Here is a 22,088-nt window from a genome sequence, read left to right on the forward strand (position 1 = left end):
GTCGGAGCGGGTGATCCGTGCGCTACGGCAGATCATCGGTTGGCGTGGCAGGCCGAAAGCGATTCGGTGTGACAACGGCCCCGAGTACCTAAGTGCAGCGATCACCGAATGGGCCCGGCAGTACGACATCAAGCTCGACTACATCCAGCCGGGGAAGCCTCAGCAGAATGCGTATGTCGAGCGATTCAACCGGACCGTGCGATACGAATGGCTGTCGCAGTACCACTGGGAAGACTCGGACCATGTGCAGCGCTTCGCGACCGACTGGATGTGGACTTACAATCACGACCGCCCGAACATGGCCCTGGGCGGATTTACGCCGAAGCAGCGGCTAGCCATGGCCGCTTAGTTTCTACTTCTGAACCCCGTGGAAAACGGGGGGATTACCGGGTACTTATTGACACATTGCATCTGGTGCCCAATATGTCAACGATCCTAGTACGCTCGAAAAACATTGACAACAGTCGGTCTTGCCTGTTAGTTGGAGATCAGTCGCTTGTTATTTACAGTGATGATGCCGGTCATCTTAAGACCAGCGAATTGAACGCGGTGCCGGACGGCTCGCGGCCGACCCGTTCCCACAGCTCGTCGCCCAGCAGTTGAAACGCGAGCGTGCACGCGAACAGCTTCGAGATGCTCTGGATCGAGAAGCGCTCGTGCGCATCGCCGACCGTGTAAACGTTTCCGTCGAGCGTCACGACGGCCATCCCGAACTTGTCGGCGGGCACTTTCGCGAGTTCGGGAATGTAGTCGGCGACCCGGCCCTGGCCGATCCAGGGGGCGAGTTCGGTGTGGATGCGTTCAAGAATCGTCTGGTAATTCATCACGTCAGGCAGGGTAGAAGCAGAGCCGGGATTCCGGCGAGCCCGTATGGAACCGTCCCGGCGTCGATTCGTCAAGCGCGGCCGGAATCCCGCCCTTATTTTCAAGACCGCCAAACAGGTGAGCGGCGGGCGCAGTATCATGCGGTACGTTTCGGCCGAGGGCCGGCGTCCGGCACCCGCCGGCGCCCCCCGCGGCTTCCTCGATGATCCGACCGCCGCCCATGTCTTTTCGCATCCTGCTCGTCGAAGACGACACCCGCTTGTCCACGCTGATCGCCGGCTACCTGCGCAAGAACGACTATGAAGTCGACACCGTGCTGCATGGTGACGCCGCGGTGCCGGCGATCCTGTCCATTCGTCCCGATCTCGTCATTCTCGACGTGAACCTGCCGGGCAAGGACGGCTTCGAAATCTGCCGCGAGGCGCGCAAGCAGTACGACGGCGTGATCATCATGGTGACGGCGCGCGACGAGCCCTTCGACGAGCTGCTCGGCCTCGAATTCGGCGCGGACGACTACGTGCACAAGCCGGTCGAGCCGCGCATCCTGCTCGCGCGGATCAAGGCACAACTGCGCCGCGCGCCCGCGCGCGCGGCCGAGAGCACCGCGCCGCAGCCGGAGCGCTACGCGTTCGGCAAGTTCTCGATCGACCGCACCGACCGCACCGTCGTGCTGCCCGACGGCAGCACGCCCGATCTGACGTCGGCCGAATTCGACCTGCTGTGGGCGCTCGTGTGTCATGCGGGCGAAGTCGTCAGCCGCGACGATCTGATGCTGCAGTTGCGCGGCGTCGAATTCGACGGCCTCGACCGCACGATCGACGGGCGCATCTCGAAGCTGCGCCGCAAGCTGCGCGATGACGCGAGCAACCCGCAGCGGATCAAGACGATCCGCAGCAAGGGTTATCAATTCAGCAAGCACGCGTGGGAATGACGCCGCGCTCGCGCGACGCCGTCACGTTCCGCGCGGGCATTCCGCCCGCCGGCCGGGAGCCGCGATGATTCGACGAACCCGTTCGCACCCCGATGCACCGCCGTTGCCGACGCTGCGCTACGTCAAATGGCGCTGGCTGCATTTCCGCCGCGCGTGGACCGACACGCGCGCCGACCGCATTCCGAGCTGGTCGCGCCTGTACGTGCGCACCTACCTGCATCTGCTCGGCCTCGTATTGCTCACCGCGCTGGTGCCCGCGCTCGCGCTGTGCGTCGTGTTGTCGCCGCAGGTCGTGTGGCACGCGTTCGACGCGTTGCCGGGCGACATCTGGATCGTGCTGGCGTTCGTGTTCACCGCGCCCGCGCTCGCCGCGTACCGGTGGATGCGGCCGGTCTGGTCGGATCTCGTGATGGTGCGCGAGCGTGCGATCGACTTCACCGGCGGGCGTTTCAACACGCGCGCCCGCGAATCGCACAGCGTGATCATCGGCCCGCTCGCGCGCACGCTGAATGCGCTCGCGATGCGCATGGAGCGGCTGATCGCCGCGCAGCGCGATCTGACGAACGGGATCTCGCATGAACTGCGCACGCCGCTCGCGCGCGTGCGCTTTGCACTCGAAATGCTGCGCGAACCCGGTTCGGCGGCCGAATACCAGGGTGCGCTCGAGAGCATCGCGCAGGACGTGACCGAGCTCGAGGAGCTGATCGACATGAGCTTGACGTACGCGCGGCTCGAATACAGCTCGCTGCAGTCGAACCTCGAGATGACCGCGCCGGTCGCGTGGTTCGAGCACCAGGTGAACGACGCGCAACTGCTGTATCCGGACCGTACGATCGAGGCCCGCGTCGCGATCGGATCGGATCTGCGCGTGAAGATGGACCGGCGGCTGATGTCGTATGCGATGCGCAACCTGCTGCGCAACGCGAGCAAGTACGCGAACGCGCGGATCGTCGTCGGGATCGCGCTCGTGCACGGCAACATCGGGATCTTCGTCGAGGACGACGGCCCGGGCGTGCCCGAAAGCGAGCGCGAACGGATCTTCGACGCGTTCGTGCGTCTCGACCGTCGCACCGGCGGCTACGGGCTCGGCCTGTCGATCACGCGGCAGGTGCTCCACGCGCACAACGGCCGGATCGCGGTCGTCGATCCGGTCGAGCTCGGCGGCGCGCGGTTCGAGATCAGCTGGCCGGTCTAGCGCGACGTCGCGCGATGCTCGGCACGCGGTAATCGTGAAGGCGCAGGCTGCCGGCGAGCGCGCAGGGCGCGACGCCGCCACGGACGCCGCCGAAGCGGCATCCGCGCAGGCTCAGTAGGTGCGGCCGAGCTGCAGGTAGAAGTTGCGTCGGCCGCCCGGCGCGAGCGCCACGCCGATATAGACGGGCCCGAACGCGGTCGACAGGCTCGTGAAGAACGTATAGCTCTGCTTGAGCGCGCCGCCGCCGATCTGCTGGCCGCTCGACCACACGTTGCCGACTTCCGCGCTGGCGCCCACCGACAGCGCCTTGATCGGCGACGCGTTGAACGTCATCAACTGGTTCATGTACGTGATCTGTCCGTACGCGAGTTCGTTGCCGTTCAGCTGATCGGCCGCATAGGCGGACAGATGCTGGAAGCCGCCGAGCGTGAAGTTGAACGCGTTGATCAGGTTGGTGCCGCCGATGCTCTTGCCGCCTTCGATCGTCGCACTGACGCTGTGCCGGCCGAACTGCTGCGCGATCATCGCCTTGCCGTAGATCTCGGTATAGGGCGCGTTGCTGATCCCGTCGGCGAATTCCTGCGCCGAGCCGCCGTTGCGCGACACCAGCGAGCGGTCGACCCGCAGTTCGCCGAAATAACCCTTGCGCGGGAACATCGGATCGTCGAGCTGATCGATGACGAGCCGCGCCCGCGCGATCAGCGCCTGCGACGTGAAGCTCGGCCACAGCAGGCTCTGGCCGCTGCCGTCGTCGAACGGCAGGTTGTAGGTCGGCGAGCCGTGCCCGGTCACGTAACCGAGGCCGACGCGGAAATCGCCGAGCCGCGCGATCGGCAGGCCGAGGTCGATCCCGGCGCGCGCCGTCTGCATCAGGTACTGCGTGATCTTCACGTCGCCGGAGTCGTCGTACAGGTTCGCGTAGCGACGTTGGTATTCCGCGTACGGCGACAGGTACACGCCGTACGCGGTCGACAGCGGCTGGCGCAATTCGACGCGCGCCGACTGCAGGTCGCTGCCGATCGTCGTGTCCGCGCGGAATTCCAGCCCCGACTCCGTGAGCCACGGCCGCCGGTAGCCGACGTGCAGGCGGAAGCCGCCCTCGTCGGTCGAACTGCTCGACATGCCGAGCCCGAACAGCAGGAAGTTGGGCCCCCAGTACTTCTCGCGCGCGTCGATCTCGAGCACGTTGTCGTCGCCGCGGCTCACGATCTGCTGCGTGACGCTCTCGAAGTTGCCGCCCGTCGTGAGTCCGAGCAGATCCTGGCTGACGGTCTTCGGATCGTAGATGTCGCCGGGTTTCACGTGCAGCGCGTTGCTGACGACGCGCTTCGGCACGCCGCCGCTGGTCTTGATGTCGATGCGCGTGATGCGGATCGGCGGCGGCAGCGGCTGCGCGTGCGCGGACCGGTAGGCCGCGTACTGTTCCGGCGTGAGCGCGAAGCGCCGCAGCTTCGGCAGCGCCGCGGTCGCGGCGATCTCGCCGGCGGCGATCGCCTGCTTCGCGTTCTGGAAATCGGTGAACGCGAGCGCGCCGAGGTCCGGCGTGAGCAGCACGTCCTGCGCGTCGAGCTGCTTGCGCTGCGCGGTCACGTTCTGGCGGATCAGGATGCCGACCATCTGCTGCATCACGTCGGCCGGCGACGCGAGCGCGTCGAGCGGGCGCAGTTGCGAGCCGATGTCGACGGCGATCACGACGCTTGCGCCCATCTGCCGCGCGGTGTCGACGGGCAGGTTGCTGACGAGCCCGCCGTCCACGAGCGCGCGCCCGTTGATCTCGGCCGGCGCGAACAGGCCCGGCATCGCCATGCTCGCGCGAATCGCGAGCGGCAGCGAGCCGTGGTCGAGCACGACCATCTGGCCCGTCTGCAGGTCGGTCGCGACCGCGCGGTACGGGATCGGCAGCTGGTCGAACGGCTGGTTGGTCGGCACGGCGGCCGTCCAGTTCGCGAGCAGCGCCTGCAGCCGGTTGCCCTGTACGAGGCCGACCGGCGCCTTGACGCCTTTCTTGCCGAAGCCGAGCGTCAGCCCGTTGATGTACAGGCGTTCGTCTTCGCGGCTGGTTTGCGGCAGGTCCGCGCGCTCCGTCACGTCGAACGCGATATCCGCCAGGTTGACCTCCGACAGCCGCTTCTGCATCTCGTCGGCCGCCATCCCGCTCGCGTACAGGCCGCCGACCACGGCGCCCATGCTGGTGCCCGCGATGCAGTCGATCGGAATCCGGTTGTCCTCCAGTACTTTCAGGACACCGAGGTGTGCGTAGCCGCGCGCGCCCCCGCCGGACAGCACGAGGCCGATCGACGGCCGGCCGGCCGGGCCGCCGTCGGCCGCGCAGGTGTGCGCCGCCGCAGCGGGTGCGGCGGGCGCGGGCGCAGCCGGCGCGTTGACGGCAGCGGCCGCGGTCTGGGCGGCGGCGGGTCCGGCGGCCGGCAGCGGTTGCGCGGCGACCGTGCAGCACCAGAAGGCAACGAGCGTCGTGCAGAGCGGGCGCACCGGCGCCCAGCGGAAGGAAACGGTCGCTGTCATGGTGAACATACCTGGCGTGATCGTGCGTCTGAGGCCTGCCGGGAGCAGGCAAGACCGAGAGATTACCGTGTTTTACAGGCCCGACGCGAGCGGCCGTTGCGTGGCCGGACGTGCCCGAAACGCCCCATCCGGTCATTCCGTCGCGAAAAAATCATCGGAATTGCCTAAAGTATCGGAACGATTTGCCGCTAAGCTCGTGATGGGGCGGCATGGACGCGCGGCAAAATGTGCGGCGCGGCTGTCCCGGCCCGTTCCCTCACAAAGGTTTGATATGTCGACACCGCTGTTCGGAAAGTTGTTTGCGCAACCCGTTGCGATCGACCCGGGAACGGCGAGTACGCGGATCTATACGCACGAACGCGGCGTGGTGCTGAACCAGCCGTCGGTCGTCTGCTTCCGCAAGGGCGGCGCGAGCGACGCGCGGCCGACGCTCGAGGCCGTCGGCGAGCTCGCGAAGGCGCTGCTCGGCCGCGAACCGGGGCATCTCGAAGCCGTGCGGCCGATGCGGCACGGCGTGATCGCGGACGCGCACGCCGCCGAGCAGATGATCCGCAGCTTCATCGACATGTCGCGCACCCGCTCGCGCTTCAGCCGCCGGGTCGAGGTCACGTTGTGCGTGCCGTCCGACGCGACGGCCGTCGAGCGCCGCGCGATCCGCGAGGCCGCGTTCGCGGCCGGCGTATCGGAGGTCGAACTGATCGAGGAATCGCTGGCGGCCGCGCTCGGCGCGGGTTTGCCGGTGACCGAGCCGGTCGGCTCGATGGTCATCGACATCGGCGGCGGCACGACCGAAGTCGCGGTCGTCGCGCTCGGCGGCATCGTCTACCGCGAGGCGATCCGCGTCGGCGGCAGCCAGTTCGACGCGGCGATCGTCAACCACGTCCGCAACCTGTACGGCGTGCTGCTCGGCGAACAGACGGCCGAGCACGTGAAGAAGACGATCGGCTCGGCCACCAGCGCGGTGCCGCGCACGTCGACCCGCGCCGTCGGCCGCAGCATCGGCGACGGCCTGCCGCGCTCGGTCGAGCTGTCCAATCACGACGTCGCGGACGCACTGGCCGCGCCGCTCAAGCAGGTGATCGGCGCGGTGAAGTCGGTGCTGGAAAACGCGCCGGCCGAACTCGTGACCGACATCGCGAATCGCGGCGTGGTGCTGACCGGCGGCGGCGCTTTGCTCGCCGATCTCGAACGCCTGCTGTACGACGAGACCGGGCTGGTCGCGCGGATCGCCGACGAGCCGGCCACCTGCGCGGTGCGCGGCGCCGGCGAGGCGATGGGGCGGCTCGCGATGTGCCCGGCCGATTGAGCCGGGCGGTGCTGCCGGCCGCGGCCCGGCGCACGCCTTCACATTCTTTCGATCTCCCAATGGCCGGCCTGCTCGGCCGGCATCGGTCCATCGCATGGACAGGCGCGGGCGCGCCGTGCTAGCGTGACGCGCCCGTTCGGGGCCGGGCCGGCCGACGCGCCCGACGACACCTGAGAGACCGAATACCTTGAAATATCGAACCAAACGGGGCTTCGCGGCCCGGGCCGGCCGCGTGCTGGCCGTCGTCGCGTGCGTCTGGGGCGCTGCGGCGGCCGCGATCGTCGTCCATGGCATGCGGATGCCGAGCGACCCGGCGGACGTCGCCGTGATCTTCGGCAACGCGCTCGACGCAACCGGCGCGCCGAAGCCCGTGCTCGCGGCCCGGCTCGATGTCGGCGTGCGTTGTTACCGCGCGGGGCAGTGCCCGGCGTTTCTGGTCAGCGGCGCGATCGACGGCCCCGGGCTGAACGAGGCGACGGCCATGCGCGACTACCTCGTCGCGTGCGGCGTGCCGGCGGACCGGATCGCCGTCGACGACCAGGGTGACAACACGCTCGCGACCGCGCAGCACACGCTGGCCTACCTGCGCGCACATCGCCTGTCGCGCGTGCTGATCGTCAGCCAGTATTACCACCTCGCGCGGGCGCGCCTCGCGTTCGAGCGCGTCGGCATTGCGCGGTCGAACATCTCCGCCGCGTATCCGCGCCGCTTCCAGTGGCGCGACGTCTATTCGAGCTGGCGCGAGGTGCCGGCCTACGCGGTGTATGCGGTGCGGTTGTGGATCAATCCCGATGCGCGGCCGGTGTCGTTTCGACCGATGCTTTATCTGATGAGCCTGTTTTCGTGACGGGGCGGCCCGGAAGCGCGCGCTACCGGTGCGGGCGGTTTCGTCGTTACTCCGGTTTCCTGTCGTCTCGCGCCGGCCGCGCGAGTGTCACAGGCACCGAATAAATAATAACGATTCGCGTTTCAGATGCCTTGCGAGGCTGAAAATCAAAACAATTTCGCCGACAGTTCCATAATCCAGCTCCGATCGATTTATTAAGCGGATGTTGGTTATCTAAATGGATCATTCATCGCGGTGAAAATATTGCACTGCAAAAATCCACGTGTATTGAATCAGGGCGATATATCGGTGTTTCCACCGATGCGGCACAACCGTTGTCTTTGCGAAAAATCAAGGAAAGTCGGTGAAGAGTGTGTCGCGTGTTATTCCTGCTCGTCTGTCAGAAAGTAAAAAAACTACATAATCGTCGGCCGTTGATCCGATGGGAAAATATCGACTGGAAAACGGTTTGACTTTGATATAGCCTAGTCTGACGAAAGCGCGTAGTAATCAAATCAACCAGAAAGTCGCTTCAGAAACCAGGGGCCGCCATCATGTCATTCGACTAGTTCCGCAGCTGCATTCCCGGGCCGATCAAAAAACTCATCACGAATAAACCGACAGCGCATCGCGATTGCCGGGGAGGACGCTTTTATCCGCGATTTTCTGCTGCGTGCCGGCCGTTGCGGCCGCAATACCAATACCAAAGCCGAAATCAATAAAGAGGGAAAGCATGAACCCTGTCCGTCCGAAAAAAGCGAGTGAGCCGTTTCCGAGACTGCTGTTGCCCACCGGCGTGTTTCTGGCGCTGTCGGGCGCGGGCATCGTCCCCGCCTATGCGACCTGCAGCACGGCGGGCACCACGGTGACCTGTTCCGGCGTCGCGAATCCGCTGGCGCCCAGTTATTCGAACAGCGCCAACAACGTGAACGCGACGGTCAATCCCGGCGCCAGCGTCGGCGTGCTGCTCGGTGTCGGCGGCACGGCGATGTCGTTGACCGGCAGTAACGTCACGCTGACCAACAACGGCACGATCGACCCGTCGGCGCTCGGCTCCGGGCTCGGCGTGCTGTCGAGCGGTACGGTGATCGGCAACGCGGCGGCGAGCAGCACCACCGTGACCAACAACGGCACGATGATGGGCTCGACCGGCGTGGCGATCAGCGGCGTGACGGGCATGGCGCTGTCGGTTCAAAACGGCACGGGCGGCACGTCGACGATTACGAACACGGGTACGATCGGCTCCTCCCCGCTGGTCGGCGCGACCCTCGTCGGCGCCGATGCGCCGGTGGTCGCCGCGTACGGCGGCGGCACGGTCAACATGACGAACAGCGGGACGATCACCGGTCGCGTGTCGCTGGGTTCGAGCGGCACACCGGGACAGGGCAATACGTTCACCAACTCGGGCACGATCAACGGCGGCGTGTCGATGGGGGCGAACAGCACGAATACGTTCAATGCCGTGACGGGCTCGTCGGTCAATACGGCCGGCGGCACCGGCGGCGCGTTCAACATCACGGTCGGCCCGGTCACGCTCGGCGTGGCGGCAACCGGCGTCGTCGACGGCGGCGCGGGCGGCAACAATACGCTCAACCTGCAGCAGGGCGTCGCGGCGAACGGCACGATCGCGGTCAACAACTACATCAACTTCAATCACCTCGACGTCACGAGCGGCAACTGGACGATCAACGGCGCATCCACTGCGCAGGACGCGACGCTGGCGGGCGGCACCGCGATCATCAACGACAACGCGTCGCTCGGCACCGGCACCATCACGGCCACCGGCGGCGCACTGCAGGCAGGTACGGCCGGGCTCAACGTCAGCAACAACGTGGACCTCGGCGTGGGCGGCCTGACGGTGCAGGGCGCGACCGGGCTGACGCTGTCCGGCACGGTGTCGGGTGGCGGCGCGCTGACGAAGAACGACGGCGGCACGCTGACGCTGTCCGGCGCGAACAGCTACACGGGCGGCACGAACCTGAACGCCGGCGGCCTGGTGGTCGGCAACAATTCGGCGCTCGGCACCGGCGTGCTGAACGTCAACGCGTCGGCGTCGCTCGACACGAGCACGAACGTGACGCTCGCCAACACGGTCAATCTCGCGACCGGCTCGACGCTGACGCTCGGCGGCAGCAACGATCTCGGGCTGACCGGCACGATCAGCGGAAGCGGCGGCCTCACGAAGAATGGCGCGGCAACCACGACGCTGACCGGCGCGAACACGTATACGGGCGACACGACCATCAACAGCGGCACGCTCGCGCTGAGCGGGGCCGGCAGTCTGTCGGCGACCGGCACGGTCAACCTGACCGGTGCGGGCGCAACGTTCGACCTGAGCACTGCGGCGGGCGGGCGGACGATCGGTGCGCTGGCCGGCGCGGCCGGCACGAACGTGGACCTCGGCGCCAATTCGCTGACGCTCGGCGGCAGCGTCAATGCGACCTATGCCGGCACGATCGGCGGGTCCGGCAGCTTGACGCTGTCGGGTACCGGCACGCAATCGCTGACGGGCGCGAACACGTACACGGGCGGCACGAACCTGAACGGCGGCAACCTCGTCGTCGGCAGCAATACGTCGCTCGGCCTCGGCGCGGTGAACGTCAACGGGTCGTCGACGCTCGATGCGACCACCAACGTGTCGCTCGCGAACGGCGTCAACATCGCGACGGGCACCACGCTGACGCTTGGCGGCAGCACCGATCTCGGCCTGGGTGGCGTGGTCGCGGGTGGCGGCGGTCTCGTGAAGAACGGCGCGGCGACCTTGACGCTGTCCGGCGCGAACACCTACGCCGGCGGCACGACGCTGAATGCAGGCGGGCTGGTGCTCGGCAACAATGCGGCGCTCGGCACGGGTGCGTTGACCGTCGGCGGCGCGGCAACGCTCGATACGAGCGCGAGCCTGTCGGTCAACAACGCGATCGGCCTCGCTACCGGTTCCGCGCTGACACTGGGCGGCAGCAACGCGCTGACGCTGAGCGGCGGCATCACCGGCGCGGGCAGTCTGGTGAAGGACGGCGCGGCGACGACGACGTTGACCGCCGCAAACACCTACACGGGCGGCACGACGATCAATGCCGGCACGCTGGCGATCGGCGGAGGCGGCAGCCTGTCGGCAACCGGCAGCGTGAACCTGGCAGGCGCGGGTGCGGTGCTCGACGTGAGCGGCGCGACCGGCGCGCAGTCGATCGGGGCGCTGTCGGGTGTCGCCGGGACGAACGTGACGCTGGGCGGCAACGCGCTCACGCTGGGCGGGACGGCGAGCGGCACGTTCAGCGGGGCGATCGGCGGCACCGGCAGCCTGACGCTGGCCGGCTCCGGCACGCAGACGCTGAACGGCGCGAGCACCTACTCGGGCGGCACGAACCTCAATAGCGGCAGCCTTGTGCTCGGCAACGGCGGCGCGCTCGGTTCCGGCGCGCTGACCGTCGGCGGCGCGGCGACGCTCGATACGAATGCCGCGTTGTCGGTCGGCAACGCGGTCAATCTCGGCACGGGCGCCGCACTGACGCTGGGCGGCAGCAACAGCCTGACGCTGGGCGGGGCGATTTCCGGCGCGGGCAGCCTCGTGAAGGACGGGGCGGCGACCACGACGCTGACCGGCGCGAACACCTATACGGGCGGCACGACGATCAACGCGGGGACGCTGGCGCTCGGCGCGGGCGGCAGCCTGGCATCGACCGGCACGATGAACCTTGCCGGCGCGGGCGCGGCACTGGACCTGAGCGGTGCGACAGGCGGTCAAACGCTCGGCGCGCTGTCGGGCGGCGTGGGAACGAACGTCAACCTGGGCGGCAACGCACTGACGCTCGGCGGCACGGCCAGCGGCACGTTCGGCGGGGTGATCGGCGGCACGGGCAGTCTCACGTTGTCGGGCACCGGCACGCAGACGCTGAACGGCGCGAGCACCTACTCGGGCGGCACGAACCTCAATAGCGGCAGCCTCGTGCTCGGCAACGGCGGCGCGCTCGGTTCCGGCGCGCTGACCGTCGGCGGCGCGGCGACGCTCGATACGAACGCCGCGTTGTCGGTCGGCAATGCGGTCAATCTCGGCACGGGCGCCGCGCTGACGCTGGGGGGCAGCAACAGCCTCACGCTGGGCGGTGCGATTTCCGGCGCGGGCAGCCTCGTGAAGGACGGGGCGGCGACCACGACGCTGACTGGCGCGAACACCTATACGGGCGGCACGACGATCAACGCGGGGACGCTGGCGCTCGGCGCGGGCGGCAGCCTGGCATCGACCGGCACGATGAACCTTGCCGGCGCGGGCGCGGCACTGGACCTGAGCGGCGCGACAGGCGGTCAAACGCTCGGCGCGCTGTCGGGCGTCGCGGGAACCAACGTCAACCTGGGCGGCAACGCACTGACGCTCGGCGGCACGGCCAGTGGCACGTTCGGCGGGGTGATCGGCGGCACCGGCAGTCTCGCGTTGTCGGGTACCGGCACGCAGACGCTGACCGGCGCGAACACCTATACGGGCGGCACGACGATCGGCGCCGGCAGCACGCTGGCGCTCGGCGCGGGCGGCAGCCTTGCGTCCGGCAGCACGCTGGACCTCGCGGGCGCGGGGGCGACGTTCGACTTGAGCGGCGCGACGGCCGCGCAGACGCTCGGCACGCTGACCGGCGCGGCCGGCACGAACGTGAACCTCGGCGGCAACGGGCTGACGCTGAACGGCAACGGCAGCAGCACGTTCGGCGGCGCGATCGGCGGCACCGGCGGCCTGACGCTGGCCGGCAGCGGCACGCAGACGCTGACGGGCGCGAACACCTATACGGGCGGCACGACGATCGGCGGCGGCGGCACGCTCGCAGTCGGCGCGGGCGGCAGCCTCGCATCGACCGGCGCGGTGGACCTCGCCAGCGCCGGTGCGACGCTCAATCTGAGCGGCGCGACCGGCACGCAGACGATCGGCACGCTGACCGGTGCGGCCGGCACGAACGTCGACCTCGGCACGAATGCGCTGACGCTGAATGGCGGCACCAACGGTACGTTCGGCGGCACGATCGGCGGGACGGGCGGTGTAACCGTCGCCGGCACGGGCACGCAAACGCTGACGGGTGCGAACACGTATTCCGGCGGCACGACGATCAATGGCGGCAGCACGCTCGCACTCGGCGCGGGCGGCAGCCTCGCGTCGGGCAGCGCGCTGAACCTCGCGGGCGCGGGCGCGACGTTCGACGTGAGCGGCGCGACGGCCGCGCAGACGCTCGGCACGCTGAGCGGCGCGGCCGGCACGAACGTGAATCTCGGCGCGAATGCGCTGACGTTGAACGGCAGCGGCAACGGTACGTTCGGCGGCGCGATCGGCGGGACGGGCGGCGTGACGTTTGCTGGCACGGGCACGCAAACGCTGACGGGCGCGAACACGTACACAGGCGGCACGACGGTCAACGGCGGCAGCACGCTGGCGCTCGGCGCGGGCGGCAGCCTCGCGTCGACGGGCGCGGTGAATCTCGCGGGCACGGGCGCGACGTTCGACGTGAGCGGCGCATCGGGCGCGCAGACGATCGGCGCACTGATCGGCGCGGCCGGCACGAACGTGAATCTCGGCGCGAATGCGCTGACGCTGAACGGCAGCGGCAACGACACGTTCGGCGGCGCGATCGGCGGGACGGGCGGCGTGACGTTTGCTGGCACGGGCACGCAGACGCTGACGGGCGCGAACACGTACACGGGCGGCACGACGATCAACGGCGGCAGCACGCTCGCGCTCGGCGCGGGCGGCAGCCTTGCATCGACCGGCGCGGTGAATCTCGCGGGCACGGGGGCGACGTTCGACGTGAGCGGCGCGACCGGCGCGCAAACGATCGGCGGGCTGTCGGGCGCGGCCGGCACGAACGTGAATCTCGGTGCGAACGCGCTGGCGCTGAACGGCAGCGGCAGCAGCACGTTCGGCGGCGCGATCGGCGGCTCGGGCGGCGTGACGGTGGCGAGCGGCACGCAGGTGCTGACCGGCGGCAACACGTACACGGGCGGCACCACGATCGCAGCCGGCGGCACGCTGCAGCTCGGCAACGGCGGCACGTCGGGCAGCGTGGCCGGCGACGTCGTCGACAACGGTGCGCTGGTCGTCAATCAATCGGGCAACGTGACGATCGCGAGCGTGCTGTCCGGCACCGGCTCGCTGACGCAGGCCGGCAGCGGGCAACTGACGCTGACCGGCACGAGCACGCTGAGCGGCCCGACCACGGTCAGCGCGGGCACGCTTGCCGTCAACGGTTCGCTCGGCCAGTCGACCGTCACCGTGCAGAACGGCGCGACGGTGACGGGCACCGGCACGATCGGCGGCCTCGTGGTGCAGGGCGGCGCGACGGCGGCCGCCACGCAACCGGGCGCGGCGTTGAACGTGGGCGGCAACGTCACGTTCCAGCCGGGTTCGACGTTCCAGGTCGCCGCCACGCCGCAGCAAAGCGGCAGCCTCGCGGCGAGCGGCACGGCGACGCTGAACGGCGGCACCGTGCAGGTGCTCGCGAACCAGAGCACCTATCAGCCGGGCACGACGTACACGATCCTCAGTGCGTCGTCGGGCGTGCAGGGCGCGTTCGCCCAGGTGAGCGCGAACTATGCGTTCCTGACGCCGACCCTCAGCTACGATCCGGGTCACGTGTATCTGCAACTGGCTCAGAACGGCACCGCGCTGCCCGACGTCGCGACGACGCCGAACCAGCGCTCGGTCGCGACCGCGGTGGCCGCGCTCGGCGCCGGCAATCCGCTGTACGACACGGTGCTGACGACCGACGCGCCGACCGCACGCCGCGCGTACGGGCTGCTCGGCGGCGAACTGCAGGCGAGCCTGAAGAGCATGCTGCTGCTCGACAGCCGCTATGTGCGCGACGCGGTGACCGATCGCGTCCGTCAGGGCCTCGCGCCCGGATCGGGCCCGCTCGCGGCCCTGTCGTCGGGCGGCGCCGCGCTGTGCGGCGACAACACGGCCGGCGTGGCCGATCCGACGCTGCCGCCGGAACGCCGGATCGGTTCGCGCGCCGGGTGCTACGGCGGGACGCCCTATCAGCCCGTCGTCTGGGGGCAGGCGTTCGGCGGCCGCAGCCGGCTCGGAGGCGACGGCAACGCATCGTCGATCAACCGCAGCATGACGGGCTTCATCGCCGGCGCCGACATGGCGCTCAACGACAAGTGGCGCGCGGGCCTGGCCGCGGGCGTCACGCACAGCTCGCTCGACAACGACCAGAGTTCGTCGGCGGCGGTGAACAGCTACTACGTGTCGCTGTACGGCGGCGCGCAGTATGGCGCGCTCGGCGTGCGCGGCGGCGCGTCGTACACGTGGTATCGAATCAACAGCGACCGCTATCCGGGCTTCGCGGGCTTCTCCGATCACGATTCGGCCGGCTACAACGCGCATTCGGCGCAGGTGTTCGGCGAAGTCGGCTACGCGCTGCCGGTCGGGCCGGTCGCGATCGAACCGTTCGCGGGCCTCGCGTATGTGAACCTGCATACCGACGGCTATACGGAAACCGGCGGCGCGGCCGCATTGCGCGCCGGCGGCGAGACGACCCACGTCGGCTTCTCGACGCTCGGCGTGCGTGCGGCGTCGCAGCTCGGCTCGATCGCGAGCGGCACGTTCACTGCGCGCGGGACGGTCGGCTGGCGGCATGCGTTCGGCAACGTGCGGCCGTCGTCGGCGTTCACGTTCGCGAACGGCGGCACGTCGTTCCAGGTGTCGGGCGTGCCGATTGCGCGCGACAGCGCGGTGCTCGAGGCCGGCATCGACGCGAACATCACGAAGCGCCTGACGCTCGGCCTCACGTACAGCGGCCAATACGGCAGCGGCGTGCGCGACAACGCGATCCTCGGCAACATCCTCTGGAAATTCTGACCGGCAACTGACGTGCCCGTACGCGGCGCGAGGCGACGAAGCAACGTCGCCTCGCGCCGCGGCCGTTTCGTCGCTGCGCACGTTCGCCGTTCTGGCCTATCCTGTGCGAAACACGCGACGCGCGCCGCGCGTTGCGCCTCGACACAGGAGCATCGATGCCGAATCACGCCGAAGCCACGACGACGCAGGCGCCGCAAGTCGCGCCGATTGCCCCGACCATCGCGTCGGGTCCCGCCTTCATCGCGCCCGAAGCCGATCAGCAGGTCCTCGCGCGCAACAACCAGTACGTGCTGAAATCCGGCGACGCGTTCGTGGTCAGCGATGCGCTCGGCGACATCGGCGGGCATGACGACGGCCTGTTCGTCGACGACATGCGCGTGCTGTCGAAATGGCGCCTGACGTTCGGCGGCCGCGCGCCGTCGCTGCTGTCGGGCGCGACGAGCGCCGACAACGCGTCGTTCACCGCGCACCTGACGAACCGCCCGCTGCCGCCGCTCGGCGGCAAGGAGACGCCCGAGGGCGTGATCCATATCGAGCGCACGCGCGTGCTGGCGGGCGACGTGCTGTACGAAGCGCTGACGCTGACGAACTACGGCGCGAGCGAAGCCGAGGTGCCGCTGTCGCTGTCGTTCGCGGCCGATTTCAAGGACATGTTCGAAGTGCGCGGCACGCAGCGGCCGAAGCGCGGCACGGTGGGCGCGCCGCGCGTCGACGCGGGCGCGGTGCGGCTGCGCTACGACGGCCTCGACAGCGTGGAGCGCAACGTGACCGTGCATTTCTCGCCGGCGCCCGACGCGCTGTCGGTCGATCGCGCCGACTACACGCTGACGATCGCCGCGCAGGCGTGCGTGTCGATCTACCTGACCGTCGATGCGACGCTCGGGCCCGCGCAGGCCGAAGGGCCCGGATGCGGCCGCGTCGCGCTGCGCACCGCGCTGGTCGGCGTGCATCGCGAGATGCGCGCACGGCGCGAGTCGATGGCGCGCGTGAACACCGGCAATCCGCTGTTCGACGCCTGGCTCGATCGTTCGCTCGCGGATCTCGGGCTGCTCACGACGCAGCTCGACACGGGGCCGTACCCGTATGCGGGCATTCCGTGGTTCTCGACGCCGTTCGGCCGCGACGCGATCATCACGTCGCTGCAGATGCTGTGGCTGCAGCCGTCGCTCGCGCGCGGCGTGCTGCGTTTTCTCGCCGAACATCAGGCGCGCGAGACCTCCGCGTTCCGCGACGCGGAGCCCGGCAAGATCATGCACGAGTTCCGCCGCAGCGAGATGGCCGCGACGGGCGAGGTGCCGTTCGCGCTGTACTACGGCGGCGTCGATACGACCCCGCTGTTCATCGTGCTCGCGGGCGCCTATCTCGAACGCACCGGCGACGATGCGCTGATCGACGAGCTGTGGCCCGCGCTCGAGCGCGCCGCGCAATGGGTGATCGACAAGTGCGACCGCAACCCGTACGGGCTGCTCGATTACCAGCGCACGTCGGAACGCGGCCTCGCGAACCAGGGCTGGAAGGACAGCCACGATTCGGTGTTCCACGCGGATGGCCGTTTCCCGGACGGGCCGATCGCGCTCGTCGAAGTGCAGGCCTATGCGTGCGCGGCGCTCGACGCGATGTCGGCGTGCTCGCGTCGGCGCGGCCATGCGGCCGACGCGACGCGCTACGCGTTGCGCGCGAAGACCCTGCGCGACCAGGTCGATGCGCTGTTCTGGATGCCGGAAGGCGATTTCTACGGGATCGCGCTCGACGGTCATGGCGAGCTGTGCCGCGTGTTCGCGTCGAACGCGGGCCACCTGCTGGCGTTCGGGCTGCCCGACGCCGAGCGCGGCGCGGCGGTCGCCGGCGTGCTCGGCTCGGCGCTGTTCCAGACGGGCTGGGGCATCCGCACGCTGGCGGCCGGCCAGCCGCGCTTCAATCCGATGGCCTATCACAACGGTTCGGTGTGGCCGCACGACAATGCGCTGATCGCGCGCGGCCTGGCGCGCTACGGCGACAAGACGGCCGCGGTGAATCTGCTGCGTGCGCTGTTCGAGGCGGCGGTGAGCTTCGAGATGCGGCTGCCGGAGCTGTTCTGCGGGTTCCCGCGCCGGCGCGGCGAACCGCCGACCGCGTATCCGGTGGCCTGCCTGCCGCAGGCGTGGGCGGCCGGCGCGCCGTTCATGATGCTGCAGGCGTGCCTCGGCGTGAGCATCGACGCATCGCGCCACGAGGTGCGCGTCGAGCGCCCGGCCTTGCCGGAAGGCGTCGACTGGCTGCGGATCGATGCGCTGCGCGTCGGCGACGAAACCGTGTCGCTGACGTTCCGCCGCGTCGACGGCCAGGTCATCGCCGCGGCGGAGCAGCCGGGCCGCGTGCAGGTGGTCGCGGTGCTGTAGTGCGGTGTCGCGCGAACGTTGCGCGATGTCGCGCCACGTTCGCGCGCAGCGGCATAGAATCGTGACATGACCCTTGAACGATGGCGGAGGTAGACGATGACGACCGACAACCGGCCCGACGACGGCGAGCACAAGCTCGAGAATCTCGAAGCGGCGGTCGACCACCTGCACAAGTCGATCGAATCGCAGAGCATCGCGGTCGGCGCGGCGAAGGGCATCCTGTTCAGCCTGATCGAAACGCTCGGCGCACTGATCGGCGATCCCGATCTGCCCGAGCACGCACGTTCGGGTTACGAGGCGCTGCGCGACAAGGCGAGCGAATTGCGCGGCGGGCTCGACCGTCACTGATGCACGGGCGGCGCACGCGCTGCCCGATTCGGTGGACGCGGCACAAAACCCCGTGCGCTCAATCAGTTAGGTGCCCGATACGCAGGATATCCACAAGCTTGCCAACACAATCTGTGGAGAACCGCCCGGCCCTCGGCCGGGCGCGTCGCGCGTGTATGGCGTGCGATTCGACAACCACTCCGGTGCCACACCATTGACCGGTCAAGGTCCGTGGATCGAATCCCCTTGTGTATCAAGATGTTACGCGTCCGATTGGACGGATATCCACAGGCTTGCCAACAAAATCTGTGGACAACTTGCAATCGATTGCGTCGCAATGGTTGACGATCCGGTCGGCAGGGGCTGCGTGCACGAAGCCCGCACGCAAAGGCTGCCCGCTCCATGTATCGGCACACTAATGCGTGCGCGATCAAGGGCTTAGGCCCCGGGTACCCAGGATATCCACATCCTTGCCAACACTTTCTGTGGACAAGCGAGGCCGCGTTACCCGGCCGGCGCCGTGCCGGCCGCTTCCGCGACGATCCAGTCGTGAAAGAGCGTCATCGCGGGCGTCAGCGGTTTCGATTTCAGCGACGTGAGCCAGTAGCCGCCCGCGCGCACGTCGATGTCGAGCGGCCGCGCGAGCTGGCCGAGCTGCAGTTCGCGCGCGAACATGCAGGCCGGCGCGAGTGCCACGCCCGCGCCCTGCATCGCGGCCTCGACCATCAGCCGCGACGAATCGAACACGGGACCGTTGACGGCCCACGGTTCGAGCTGCGCGGCGTCGAACCAGCCGAGCCACTCGTCGGTGCGGTACGAGCGCAGCAGCGTTTCGTTCGCGAGATCGGCCGGCTGCGCGATGCGCCGCGCAATGTCCGGCGCGCACAACGCGGTGAGCGGCGCATCGAGCAGCCGCTCGTTGCGCGTCGCCGGCCAGTTGCCTTCACCGAAGCGGATCGCGAAATCGAGGCCCTCGCCGGCGAGATCGACGACGTTGTTGTTGGTCCGCAGCCGCAGCTCGACGAACGGGTGCGTGTCGCCGAACTGCTTCAGCCGCGGCATTAGCCAGCCTAGGGCAAAGGTACCGACGACGCCGAGCGTCAACACCTCGTGGAAGCGTCCGCCGTCGAACTGCTTGAGCACCGTCTCGATGCGGCTGAACGCGTCGCTCAGCACCGGCAGCAGCGCGCGGCCCTCGTCGGTCAGCCCGAGACCGCGCGGCAGCCGTGTAAACAGCGTGCAGCCGAGCCGCTCCTCGAGCGAGCGCACCTGCTGGCTGACGGCGGCCTGGGTCACGCTCAGCTCGAGGCCGGCGCGCGTGAAGTTCAGGTGGCGCGCCGACGATTCGAACGCGCGCAACGCATTGAGCGGAAGATGAGGGCGGAGCTTCGTCATAAGAATTTCTTTTGTCAGCGCTCAATTATCGTTGCTTGTCAGGCAACCGTAAAGTCTCGATAGTGCTGTCTCGGCGGCTGGCCGTTTTCAACGCGTCAACCACGTTGCGCCGCCATTCCACCATGAGACAACCGACATGACCTACTCATCGAAACGTCGAACCCTGTTGCTGGCCGCCGCGACGGCGCCGCTCGTTCTTACCGTCACCGCGTGCGCGTCGCGACAGGCCGCCGCGCCGGACGAAGCCACGGCGGCAGCGGCGGCTGCCGCGGATGTGATTGCGCCGGCCGCGGCGGCGGCGACGCTTGCCGACCTCGAGCGCGACGCGGGCGGCCGTCTCGGCGTGTGCGCGATCGACACGGCGAGCGGCCGGGTCATCGAGCATCGCGCGGCCGAGCGCTTCCCGTTCTGCAGCACGTTCAAGGCGATGCTGAGCGCGGCGGTGCTCGCGCGGAGCGTCGAGCGTCCGGGCTTGCTGCAACAGCGCGTGACGTATACGAAGGCCGACCTCGTCAACTATTCGCCGGTGTCGGAGAAGCATGTCGGCGCGGGCATGACGGTCGCCGCGCTGTGCGAGGCCACGATCCAGTACAGCGACAACTCGGCCGCGAACCTGCTGATGAAGCTGATCGGCGGCCCGTCGGCGGTGACCGCCTACGCGCGCTCGATCGGCGACGACACGTTCCGGCTCGATCGATGGGAGACCGAACTGAATACCGCGCTGCCGGGCGACCCGCGCGACACGACGACGCCTGCCGCGATGGCTGCCAGCTTGCGCGTGCTGACGCTCGGTGACGCATTGCCGGCCGCGCAGCGTGCGCAGCTCGTCGCGTGGCTGCGCGGCAACAAGGTCGGCGACAAGCGGATTCGTGCGGGCGTGCCGGCCGGGTGGACGGTCGGCGACAAGACCGGCACCGGCGACTACGGGACGACGAACGACGCGGGCGTCATCTGGCCGACGTCGCGCGCGCCGATCGTGCTGGCCGTGTACTACACGCAGGCTCGCGCCGATGCGCGGGCGAAGGACGACGTGATCGCGTCGGTCGCGCGAATCGTCGCGCAGACGTTCGGTTGAGCGGCACGGCACGGCACGGCGCGCGTGGCGAGATCCGCGGGCGCGCCGTGCCGCAGTCGTGACCCGCGCGCTCAAACGTTGTGCGATCAACGACTTAGGTCGCGCATGCTCAGGATATCCACATGCTTGCCAACAAAAATTGTGGACAAGCTCGCGCGCGGCGGCGTCCGGCGTGCCGTACGTCACCGTGCCGCGTTTGAAGCAGCACGCACAATGTCTTTCGGATCAAGCGCTTGGCCGCGGTATGCGCAGGCTATCCACACGCTTGCCAACAAAAATTGTGGACAAGCAGGGTAGCCGGCGTGGCAGGCGGCGCGTCACGTGCCGACGCGGTACACAACCGCGCTTGCGCGGCCGTGTGCCGCTTTCGAAGCAGCGCGAACAAAGTCTTTCGGATCAAGCGCTTGGTCGCGGTATGCGCAGGCTATCCACATGCTTGCCAACACAATCTGTGGACAAGCTCGCGTGCGGCTGCGGCCGCAACGCTCAGGGCTGCCGATCGTCGACGGCGGGCCAGCGCGCGAACGCGAACACCCACAGCATGACGAAGTTCAGCACCGGGACGAACATCGTCAGGATCCACCAGCCCGACAGTCCGGTGCGCCGAACGATGCGGACGTACGGATAGACGACGATGGCGACGAGCACGAGCGAGACGAGCAACTGCCACGCGGTGAAGTGTTCCATGGTCTTCCTCGGATTGAAATGTCGTCATGCGTTGCCGACGCAATGGCCGGCCCGGGGCGCCGACGCGCGTCGCCGGCGATGCGCGGCCGCGTGCGGCTTGCGTGATCTTGATGCGTGACGGGCGCGGGCGTCAAGGCATCGGCGGTGCGTTGCGATCGCATTGAAGCGTCCGTGTTCGCGCAGGCCGAACCCGCGCGCTGCCGAAACGGTGACACGCGACACGAACCATAGGCCGATCAACGAGTTAGCGCAGGCTTGCGCAGGATATCCACAAGCTTGCCAACACAATCTGTGGGTAAGTAGCGCATCGTCGTGGCATCGTGATGCGAAGTGCGGCGAAGCGGTGTGCGCGACGGCCATGACGCGCGCCGCGTCTGCATCACGCGTGCCAAAGTCCATCGGATCAAGGGTTTAGCGTCGCGGTGCGCAGGATATCCACAAGCTTGCCAACATTTTCTGTGGACAACTTTGACGGTGGCAGCGAACCCTTGTCAGGCGGGCAAGATAGACGATGCGGCGAAACGGGCGGGCTGCTTCAGGTCATTCCCCCACGATCCACCATCCCGCATGACAAATTGACATGCAACCCCGCTGGAGTTGCCCCTGTCATACCGGACGCGGCATTACAGTAAGGATTGCTGAATCCATCGAGCGCCGGAACTCGCGAGGCGAGCGGTATTTCAGCGCGCTATGAGGATGCTTCTCGTTGTAATGTATATGAACGCCTCCCTTTGCGAGAAGCTTTGCTTGAAATTCAGAACAAGACGGGCTGCAGCTGTATATCCG

The 22,088-nt window shown here is 68.4% G+C and carries 13 protein-coding genes and 1 pseudogene; 9 read left to right on the top strand and 5 right to left on the bottom strand.

Annotation, left to right across the window (positions count from 1 at the left end):
- Window positions 1-349: integrase core domain-containing protein (locus HWX76_RS35990; protein WP_176017089.1), on the top strand; the 349-nt coding region annotated here is incomplete at its 5' end.
- Between the two features lie 181 nt (window positions 350-530).
- Here HWX76_RS35990 and HWX76_RS35995 read toward each other — a convergent pair.
- Window positions 531-824 (bottom strand): annotated as a pseudogene (locus HWX76_RS35995) (glutaminase); the annotation flags it as partial.
- Between the two features lie 221 nt (window positions 825-1,045).
- On the opposite strand from HWX76_RS35995, the gene HWX76_RS36000 reads away from it, so the two are divergent.
- Window positions 1,046-1,756 (top strand): response regulator, encoded by a 711-nt coding sequence (locus tag HWX76_RS36000; RefSeq protein ID WP_006498855.1) that lies wholly within the window; start codon window positions 1,046-1,048, stop codon window positions 1,754-1,756.
- A 64-nt stretch (window positions 1,757-1,820) separates the two neighbouring features.
- Window positions 1,821-2,951, top strand: coding sequence for an ATP-binding protein (locus HWX76_RS36005; RefSeq protein WP_050018221.1), 1,131 nt, complete (start codon window positions 1,821-1,823; stop codon window positions 2,949-2,951).
- A 111-nt stretch (window positions 2,952-3,062) separates the two neighbouring features.
- Here HWX76_RS36005 and HWX76_RS36010 read toward each other — a convergent pair whose 3' ends face one another.
- Window positions 3,063-5,474: a patatin-like phospholipase family protein gene (locus HWX76_RS36010; protein ID WP_176017090.1), complete on the bottom strand. Its 2,412-nt coding sequence runs from the start codon at window positions 5,472-5,474 to the stop codon at window positions 3,063-3,065.
- Window positions 5,475-5,745: 271 nt separating this feature from the next.
- Between HWX76_RS36010 and HWX76_RS36015 the strand changes: the two genes are divergently transcribed.
- Together HWX76_RS36015 and HWX76_RS36020 are read left to right on the top strand one after the other, a co-directional pair.
- Window positions 5,746-6,780: a rod shape-determining protein gene (locus HWX76_RS36015; protein ID WP_050018222.1), complete on the top strand. Its 1,035-nt coding sequence runs from the start codon at window positions 5,746-5,748 to the stop codon at window positions 6,778-6,780.
- Window positions 6,781-6,967: 187 nt separating this feature from the next.
- Window positions 6,968-7,627 carry a YdcF family protein gene (locus HWX76_RS36020; RefSeq protein WP_124631580.1) on the top strand — a complete coding sequence of 220 codons (660 nt, stop codon included), beginning with the start codon at window positions 6,968-6,970 and terminating at the stop codon, window positions 7,625-7,627.
- A 585-nt stretch (window positions 7,628-8,212) separates the two neighbouring features.
- Here the strand turns inward: HWX76_RS36020 and HWX76_RS36990 are convergent.
- On the bottom strand, window positions 8,213-8,341 hold the full coding sequence (locus tag HWX76_RS36990; protein ID WP_256975824.1) for a hypothetical protein: 129 nt from the start codon (window positions 8,339-8,341) through the stop codon (window positions 8,213-8,215).
- Here HWX76_RS36990 and HWX76_RS36025 point away from each other — a divergent pair.
- The 3 genes from HWX76_RS36025 (at window position 8,340) to HWX76_RS36035 (ending at window position 18,166) form a co-directional block, all read left to right on the top strand.
- Window positions 8,340-15,440 carry an autotransporter-associated beta strand repeat-containing protein gene (locus HWX76_RS36025; RefSeq protein WP_244138079.1) on the top strand — a complete coding sequence of 2,367 codons (7,101 nt, stop codon included), beginning with the start codon at window positions 8,340-8,342 and terminating at the stop codon, window positions 15,438-15,440. The genes HWX76_RS36990 and HWX76_RS36025 overlap by 2 nt on opposite strands.
- A gap of 155 nt (window positions 15,441-15,595) precedes the next feature.
- Window positions 15,596-17,818, top strand: coding sequence for an amylo-alpha-1,6-glucosidase (locus HWX76_RS36030; RefSeq protein WP_089489574.1), 2,223 nt, complete (start codon window positions 15,596-15,598; stop codon window positions 17,816-17,818).
- 96 nt (window positions 17,819-17,914) lie between these two features.
- Window positions 17,915-18,166, top strand: a complete 252-nt coding sequence (locus tag HWX76_RS36035) for a hypothetical protein (protein ID WP_006482135.1) — start codon at window positions 17,915-17,917, stop codon at window positions 18,164-18,166.
- A gap of 483 nt (window positions 18,167-18,649) precedes the next feature.
- On the opposite strand, the gene penR is transcribed toward HWX76_RS36035, so the two are convergent.
- A complete protein-coding gene (penR, locus tag HWX76_RS36040) occupies window positions 18,650-19,540 on the bottom strand; it encodes a beta-lactamase transcriptional regulator PenR (RefSeq protein WP_124632007.1) in 891 nt (296 codons plus the stop codon).
- 136 nt (window positions 19,541-19,676) lie between these two features.
- On the opposite strand from penR, the gene blaPEN-B reads away from it, so the two are divergent.
- Window positions 19,677-20,615, top strand: coding sequence for a PEN-B family class A beta-lactamase (gene blaPEN-B, locus HWX76_RS36045; protein WP_124640429.1), 939 nt, complete (start codon window positions 19,677-19,679; stop codon window positions 20,613-20,615).
- A 486-nt stretch (window positions 20,616-21,101) separates the two neighbouring features.
- Here the strand turns inward: blaPEN-B and HWX76_RS36050 are convergent, their stop codons facing one another.
- Window positions 21,102-21,302: a hypothetical protein gene (locus HWX76_RS36050; protein WP_176017091.1), complete on the bottom strand. Its 201-nt coding sequence runs from the start codon at window positions 21,300-21,302 to the stop codon at window positions 21,102-21,104.
- Window positions 21,303-22,088: the final 786 nt, after the last annotated feature.

This window comes from Burkholderia sp. BCC0398 (genome assembly GCF_902833245.1).
Lineage (GTDB): Bacteria > Pseudomonadota > Gammaproteobacteria > Burkholderiales > Burkholderiaceae > Burkholderia > Burkholderia sola.

What these genes read in the sequence shown, in the direction of transcription:
- HWX76_RS36000 (WP_006498855.1), top strand. Translation starts at nt 1,046, where the DNA reads ATGTCTTTTCGCATCCTGCTCGTCGAAGACGACACCCGCTTGTCCACG.
- HWX76_RS36005 (WP_050018221.1), top strand. Translation starts at nt 1,821, where the DNA reads ATGATTCGACGAACCCGTTCGCACCCCGATGCACCGCCGTTGCCGACG.
- HWX76_RS36010 (WP_176017090.1), bottom strand. Translation starts at nt 5,474, where the DNA reads ATGACAGCGACCGTTTCCTTCCGCTGGGCGCCGGTGCGCCCGCTCTGC.
- HWX76_RS36015 (WP_050018222.1), top strand. Translation starts at nt 5,746, where the DNA reads ATGTCGACACCGCTGTTCGGAAAGTTGTTTGCGCAACCCGTTGCGATC.
- HWX76_RS36025 (WP_244138079.1), top strand. Translation starts at nt 8,340, where the DNA reads ATGAACCCTGTCCGTCCGAAAAAAGCGAGTGAGCCGTTTCCGAGACTG.
- HWX76_RS36990 (WP_256975824.1), bottom strand. Translation starts at nt 8,341, where the DNA reads ATGCTTTCCCTCTTTATTGATTTCGGCTTTGGTATTGGTATTGCGGCC.
- HWX76_RS36030 (WP_089489574.1), top strand. Translation starts at nt 15,596, where the DNA reads ATGCCGAATCACGCCGAAGCCACGACGACGCAGGCGCCGCAAGTCGCG.
- HWX76_RS36035 (WP_006482135.1), top strand. Translation starts at nt 17,915, where the DNA reads ATGACGACCGACAACCGGCCCGACGACGGCGAGCACAAGCTCGAGAAT.
- penR (WP_124632007.1), bottom strand. Translation starts at nt 19,540, where the DNA reads ATGACGAAGCTCCGCCCTCATCTTCCGCTCAATGCGTTGCGCGCGTTC.
- blaPEN-B (WP_124640429.1), top strand. Translation starts at nt 19,677, where the DNA reads ATGACCTACTCATCGAAACGTCGAACCCTGTTGCTGGCCGCCGCGACG.
- HWX76_RS36050 (WP_176017091.1), bottom strand. Translation starts at nt 21,302, where the DNA reads ATGGAACACTTCACCGCGTGGCAGTTGCTCGTCTCGCTCGTGCTCGTC.